Annotated in this window: 1 protein-coding gene; it reads right to left on the minus strand. The window is 55.2% G+C overall.

Translation table 11 applies throughout. The annotated features are described in order from the left end of the window. Positions 1-161: 161 nt before the first annotated feature. On the minus strand, positions 162-974 hold the full coding sequence (locus AC07R0_RS25650; protein ID WP_495107021.1) for a hypothetical protein: 813 nt from the start codon (positions 972-974) through the stop codon (positions 162-164). Between the last annotated feature and the right edge of the window lie 1,087 nt (positions 975-2,061).

Here is a 2,061-nt window from a genome sequence, read left to right on the forward strand (position 1 = left end):
GCGGGCCATGGTCGCGATCTCCTTGGTCGGATGGATCGCAAACGTCGTGCCAGGAGTTTTTTTACAGCTTCAACGTTGGAGTTCAGCGGCTGCCGAAGGCAGTCAGCTGCAATGACGGGTTAGCCAACACGGCAACGTCTGAGGTGACTACTTTGCATGCACTACTTGGTTCGACCAAAGTAATCGGCTTCGCACTGATTCATTTCATTCAGTAGGGCATTGTGTGCGCTCGAATCATATTTGTTGGTCAACGCACGAGTGGCCGCTCCAAATTTTGTCCAGCACGTGTAGCTCTTAACGTTGATTACCTTCGCCAGAAACGAGATTGGCAAAGACTCCCCCTCGGGGACAGTGGGGCAGATGAAACCACCGTGGGCGCCGCGCCGGTCAGGATTCAGCCATACGTAGTCTCTTCTTCGCGCAAGGACTTTGTGTGCCGTGTCGTCTGAGATCTCGATTAAGCGACCAAAGACACCAAGTTTTTCCTCGTCTTCCGATGTTGTACGTTTGAAACTGATTCGCACTTGAGCAGTCCTGTCGCTGATGGCCTCCGTGTTTCGGGTTTTCGTGTCAAAGCGAACATAGGAGCTTCCCTCCTTTGCACCAGTGCGTCCAAACGCGCTTGCCCCAGGCAGTTCAGAACCGTACTCAACGTAGTACAACCCATTCCGCAAGAACATGTATGGAGGGTTGGTGTACGAAATGCCGTAGCTTGCGGGGCCGCCCGTGATGAAAGACATCGTACGTGCCTCGGAATCTAAGTAGACGCCCTTCACGTCCTCGACGGTTCCGAAGAACTCCTCGCCTGCGTCGGCTTGACAACGCCGCTTGAGGACCTTGTAGGCTTCGGAATCTGGCCTCAGTTCATCCCAGGCGTCGCGCCCTGGAGTTTGCGTAGCGTGCGCTGCGCAATATGCAACTATGGCGATAGTTGTGCAGGCGAAGCGGTTCGCGGAGAAGCTTGGAAACTTCATGTGTTGGCTAACGTAATGTAGACCGAAAAAGCTGCGCGATAAAAAAGTTGCTGCCGTCTATATTGGTCATAAAAATCTTCTGGAAGTGGCTTGCAGATTGGCTTTCCGTGGGGTGCCCTAGTTTTTTATACAGGTATAAAAATTTTGACAAACACCGCACGTTCAGTGTTGAACCACTATAGCCCGGCGTAGCCGGTCGGTGCCCAACCTGTAGGCGTCTTCCCTCAAAAAGGTGGAACCACCAAATGTTCTATTTTTTATAGCTGTTTGCGCAGCTTGAATGTGATTAGGAGTCTGTTTCCATTTGAAGATTTATGTGCAGTTGGGGATAGTGCGAATGGGTCTTTACGTCTAGGCAATCCCTGGCCGGGATGTGCGCCCGGCGGCGCAGTAACTTTTCTTTTGCGCAAAAGAAAAGTCACCAAAAGAAAGGCGTCCCCACTGTCTGCACCCCAGCACTACCGTGCTGGGGAACCTGCGGTGCTCGCTTTGGCCGGGGTCTGGCTAAACTCGCTTCGCTCAAACAACGCCAGCCCTGATCCGTCCAAAGCTGCGCGCCTCGGCGCATACAGAGGGGGACCCCGAATGCGGGATCGGTGGCGCTGTGCGCCAAATCGCGCTTAGGGCGCGAAGGAGTCGTGCCGCCGTTTACGTCATGCCGTTCGGGCTGAGCTTGTCGAAGCCCTTCGACAAGCTCAGGGCGAACGGAAGGGGGTGTTGTTCGCCCTGTGCGCGATGCCCGGCGCAGCCGGGCTGGCTGTTTGGCTGTCCGCTCCCACGCCGTGTGGCGTCGGCGAGTAGCGGAAGTCTGAGCGGATCAGGGCTGGCGTTGTTTGAGCGAAGCGAGTTTAGCCAGACCCCGCTCAGACTGAGCAACGCAGCGTACCCGTAGCGCAGCGAAGGGGCGACGACTTCGGCTCGCCCTTTCGTTGGGTTACGTTTCTTTGGCGAAGTGTATGGACCGGGTACCTAGGTAACAGGTGTGCGAGGACATGGGTAACACTTTTCCGGCGCGAGATGCGCGAGGAGAAGTACATGGCCTGGCAAACAAGGAACCTTATGGACCTCAAACGTGAGTTCGTGGAAC

Source organism: Rhodoferax sp. GW821-FHT07F03 (assembly GCF_059418745.1).

Bases quoted from the DNA above. Each gene is read 5' to 3' on its own strand.
- AC07R0_RS25650 (WP_495107021.1), bottom strand. From the start codon at position 974: ATGAAGTTTCCAAGCTTCTCCGCGAACCGCTTCGCCTGCACAACTATC.